Source organism: Pseudomonas spirodelae (assembly GCF_034653255.1).
Taxonomy (GTDB): domain Bacteria; phylum Pseudomonadota; class Gammaproteobacteria; order Pseudomonadales; family Pseudomonadaceae; genus Aquipseudomonas; species Aquipseudomonas spirodelae.
Genome location: NZ_JAYEET010000002.1, coordinates 1 through 4,232, shown reverse-complemented (window position 1 = coordinate 4,232; position 4,232 = coordinate 1). Strand labels below are relative to the sequence as shown.

General features: G+C 54.9%; 7 protein-coding genes and 1 pseudogene. 2 read left to right on the top strand and 6 right to left on the bottom strand.

What is annotated here, in order from left to right:
• Window positions 1-106 (top strand): annotated as a pseudogene (locus SOP97_RS01955) (AAA family ATPase); the annotation flags it as partial.
• A 182-nt stretch (window positions 107-288) separates the two neighbouring features.
• Here the strand turns inward: SOP97_RS01955 and SOP97_RS01950 are convergent.
• Window positions 289-729, bottom strand: a complete 441-nt coding sequence (locus SOP97_RS01950; protein WP_322948041.1) for a thermonuclease family protein — start codon at window positions 727-729, stop codon at window positions 289-291.
• Window positions 730-991: 262 nt separating this feature from the next.
• Between SOP97_RS01950 and SOP97_RS01945 the strand changes: the two genes are divergently transcribed.
• The gene (locus SOP97_RS01945) at window positions 992-1,222 is read left to right on the top strand and encodes a hypothetical protein (RefSeq protein WP_322948040.1); all 231 of its coding nucleotides are present in this window, start codon (window positions 992-994) and stop codon (window positions 1,220-1,222) included.
• A gap of 56 nt (window positions 1,223-1,278) precedes the next feature.
• Here the strand turns inward: SOP97_RS01945 and SOP97_RS01940 are convergent, their stop codons facing one another.
• From SOP97_RS01940 to SOP97_RS01920, 5 genes are all read right to left on the bottom strand, one after another.
• A complete protein-coding gene (locus tag SOP97_RS01940) occupies window positions 1,279-1,797 on the bottom strand; it encodes a hypothetical protein (protein WP_322948038.1) in 519 nt (172 codons plus the stop codon).
• Window positions 1,794-2,285: a toxin-antitoxin system HicB family antitoxin gene (locus SOP97_RS01935; RefSeq protein WP_322948036.1), complete on the bottom strand. Its 492-nt coding sequence runs from the start codon at window positions 2,283-2,285 to the stop codon at window positions 1,794-1,796. Before SOP97_RS01935 ends, SOP97_RS01940 begins: the two co-directional genes overlap by 4 nt.
• Window positions 2,282-2,569: a hypothetical protein gene (locus SOP97_RS01930; RefSeq protein ID WP_322948034.1), complete on the bottom strand. Its 288-nt coding sequence runs from the start codon at window positions 2,567-2,569 to the stop codon at window positions 2,282-2,284. Before SOP97_RS01930 ends, SOP97_RS01935 begins: the two co-directional genes overlap by 4 nt.
• 464 nt (window positions 2,570-3,033) lie before the next feature.
• Entirely contained in the window at window positions 3,034-3,387 is a 354-nt protein-coding gene (locus tag SOP97_RS01925; protein ID WP_322948032.1) for a hypothetical protein, read from the bottom strand.
• Between the two features lie 90 nt (window positions 3,388-3,477).
• On the bottom strand, window positions 3,478-4,232 hold a 755-nt coding region (locus SOP97_RS01920; protein ID WP_322948029.1), incomplete at its 5' end, for an IS3 family transposase.

Genomic DNA, 4,232 nt, shown 5'->3' with positions numbered 1-4,232 from the left:
GTCCTATCGCCTGCAACACAGTAGCTTGGCGGCMCAGGCCAAGATCAAATCACGGGAGCGAAAGCGTAAGGGCGGCCAAGAACCGGAGGACGATGAGCCGTTCTGATTTCATGGCGACGACGGCCTGCTACATGGCTGCGTGTGGCAGGTCTTAAACAACTGAACTGGGCTAGCGAAGGAGTGGGGGCAACAGCAGCTGCGCTGGTAGACTTATCCACAGTTGCTGGTAACAAAATCAGCAATCCGCCCTGGGTCAAATTTCAATCGGCAGGGTGGGTCAATTTTCCATCAGCGCCAACAGGGCAGCCCCCAGATACCCCGCGAGGCGGCTTGAGCTTGGCGCTCCAAGCCAGGTAAGGATGGGTCTTGGTTATATTCGGGGTAGACCCAGGCGGCGCCGCGCTCAACCATTTCACGATTAACGCTGAGGCCGTCCTTTGTCACCAGGGCAATAGTGCGCCCATAGCGATCCTTCGTTTGCGCGTCGACGACCACCTGCTTGGCGAAAATAAGGCCGCTCAGTATTTGCTTCGACTTAGCCCCGTAAGGTTGATCCTTTTCCGGAGTGTCAATGTTCGCCAAACGGATCTTGTGCTGATTCTTGAAAGTGTCCAGGCAGGTAAAGGTATCGCCATCGCTCAGCGCCACCACCCGGCAGCTAAGCTCCTGAGCATTCAGCACCGAGGCCCACAACAAAGCCGACAAGAAGAACCATGGCTTAAGGCGCATTACTCACTCCGTTGAACTACCAAAACAGAACGAACGTCCGTTGTTTTTGATGCTGTGAATAGTAACGCGAGCTGTGAACCAATTCATATTGGCTGAAGGCAATCCGCCACCTATTTATGTCGCGTAATAGGCGCATCTGTTAAATCAGGCCCTACATCTGACCAGGTATTGGTGGCTGCCTTCACAAGACTGGGCACCAAATTCTCCTGCTGCGCTATACCAAAACCCTGGGTACTGGTTGCCGCGCATACAGGGGTAAGCCATGAAACGAGCCATTGAGCAGGAGACATTGCAGGCACTGGTGGAGACAGGCGCGGCACGAGAGTTTCGGGTGCTGCGGGAAGGGGATGATTGGCGGCTGGAACTAAGACTCGGCGTGAAATGGCTGCCGGTGCGCTCGCGGCGTGAGCCTGTACGACACTGGCGCTCGCTGACAGCGGTGGGGCGATTTTGCGAAGGAGTGGGAATCAAGACGCTAACGGTGGAGCTTTGATCAACCCCACCGTTTCTGCTTGAAAACTACAGAAGCCAACTTCAGCGAATCCAGCACTACTCCGGCTTTTGCGCAGTGCTGGCCGAACTTGCTTTGGTGAACTGCATCATCGGAAGCATGACTTTGGGCAAATTCATACGCGACACCTGGCTGGAAAAGTATTCACGCCAATAAGGCCAAACGTGATAGCCAGCATTGGCGACGGCAAAAGCATCCAGTGCTTCGCGATCAGCTTTCAGCTCAGGATTGGCAATAACATAGTCCGCCATAAAAGTAGCGTCGATTTGCACCATGACATCCGGCTGAGCTTCTTCACCTTCCTCGCCGTCAAAAGGACATACCTGTCTGGCGCCCAGATCCATCTCCACTCGGAAGATCGCGATGTTCTCGCCCTGGTGAACGCCTTCAATGAGGTAGGAGCGCTTAGGGGTAGTGCGCAACTCTAACTGCAAGCTCTCCAGGCGCGGGTCGAACTTAGGGTCGAATCCTTCGGCCAGCTTTGAGCTAGACGACTTCAAGAACACATCTTGAATTTGTAGACCGTCTTTGGCCCGTTGAAGTGCTTCAAGATTCATGCGGCGTCCGCGACATTCCAGCCAACGATACTCAGCTTCGGCAAATCATGCCGAGCCATGGATACACCATCCACCTGTATTGGGGACGGCATGGGCTGTACCAGTCTTTGCCATTCGTCGTGCGAGTTCTGCATACCCAGATCGAACCCGCGATAGGCTGACAAAATCGAAACTAGAAGCGCATTGAGGCTTACATCTTCACAGTCCGCGCGGCGTGCCAGCGACGCATGCAACGACTTGGGTATACGCAACGTTACACGCCCACTGAACTCTTCGACATGCTCGAATGGCGAAGGCATCTGCTTGCCCTGCTCCGCGAGAGCCTCGGCGGTCATGGAAATCGATTCGATGACTAGACCGTAGGCTTCATCATAGCTGTCGGCATATTCATAAAGATCCGGCAGCTCCAGCACACGCGCTTGAAAGCAGACTTCACCCTCATAGGTTCCGCGTCTAATTTCAATGCTATAGGCATGTGGATCGATCATTTCTGCTCCTTCAGGAACTCATCGAGTTCTTGCTCGTATTCGCGAAAAACGCGTAATACATTCACCACGTATGCAGGCTTTATTTCTGGATTTCTACCATGCCCACAGTTGTAGGACATTGAACTGAAGCCTGCCAAGCCAGGGTGAGTTACCAGCTTGTGCCCAGCCTTGCCAGGGCGCACATCAAAGCCCAAGCCGCGCAAAGAGGCCGCAAGCTCCTCACAACGGATGGAGGACTTTGCGGCCTTGAGCTGAGCTATCGTTTGAGCAAGCCTAGCATGCATGTGACACCACCGGTAGTGTCACTGATCCAGAAAATGAGTGATCCCGTCCGATCAAAAGCACTGTCTCCTTTCGCATACATTGAACGGCAAGGCTCCGCTCAGGCCTAAGCAAAGCCCGAACCCCCTAACCGAATACAGAATCTGATGGATAGCATATCGCCTCCGTGCTGAGCTGTGGTGTGATGTGGTTGCGTGAGCTCTCATCCCGATCAGCTCTGCATCCTCCAGATACCGGTAACGTACTGAGAAGCGGAAATGGGACTTGGCCCGGCCAAGTCATGTTTATCACTTCAGCAACTAAAGCAGCAGATGCCTGCTCGGGATAGGCACATGACAGTTTCCCCATCACACGTAGTACCGTTCCTAACCGCTCAAACAGCGACAAAAGCGGAAACAAACGCATTATGAAAAAACGTGGCCAACGCTGATACGGCTCGTATCCCAGCAAGACAACCACAACCCTATCAGCGTCCCCACTTATGCTTACCTTTTGCTCTCTTCTGCTGGCTCTCATAAGCCCTGCGCATTGCGCGATTCATAAATGCGGGCTGCCCCTGATCCGCTGACATAGTGGGGCGAAATGCTTGGGGATACTCAAACGCTTGGAATGGCTTCGCCACCATGGTTGCGTCTTGAAAAATACCCAGCTCATCGCATGCCTCTCTTAGCTCTCGTTCTTCTTCTGGCCCCAGAGGCTGGTCTAGCGAAACGAACAGGAAATCCTGCGAGGATGCATTTTCAACCAATGGCTCCGAAGCGATACCTACAACCTCTAGAGTGTCGGGAAACTTCAGCTTCAATCCATGGCAGTAGGTCATCAGCAACTCTACGCGAGCAGCACGGTAGTCCTGATAATCGAGCGCTGGCCCCCGGCGTTTTGCAAGGTAGTTGTCGCGTCAGCCGTGTTTTTAAGCTGCTATTTTCAGTGCCGGCTGCTCCCTTTCCGGGTTGAGTGTGACGGTGCCGATTGGTTGCCAATTTCGCGTTGCACCTGACCAGCGATGCGGGTGTTTAAAACGGGCTTGCTGATACAGCACATGACGCTTGGCCAGCACCTCTTGATCCTCTCCACGATGGCGCTGCGCCGGGGTCACGAAGCGGATGCGGCTGTGGCGGTGCTCATGGTTGTACCAGCGGATAAAGTCGCGCACCCAGCTGCGTGCTGCGTCCAAATCGGCAAAGCCATCCTGCGGCCATTGCGGGCAGTATTTCAGGGTTCTAAACAGCGATTCTGAGTAGGGATTGTCGTTGCTCACCCGCGGTCGTCCGCGCGAGGGGGTGATGCCCAGATCGTACAACTTGCTCAGCAGTGTCACCGATTTCATCGGCGCGCCGTTGTCCGAGTGCAGCACCAAGGGTTGGCCCACGCAGCGCTCGCCGAGCACGGTACGCTGCATCAGTTCGGCCGCACGCTCGCCGCTTTCTTGCTCGTAAACCTCCCAGCCCACGGCCTTGCGGCTGTAGATGTCCTCGATCAAATACAGGTAGTAATACTGCCCGCGCACCGGCGATTGCAGATAGGTGATGTCCCATGACCAGACCTGGTTACTCTTCGTTGCACTGTGCGTGGTCGGCGCGGCGTGCCTCTGCGGCGCATGGCTGCGGCCGCGTTGGTGCTGCTGATCGGCGGCCTTGAGGACACGGTAAAAGGTGGCCTCTGAGG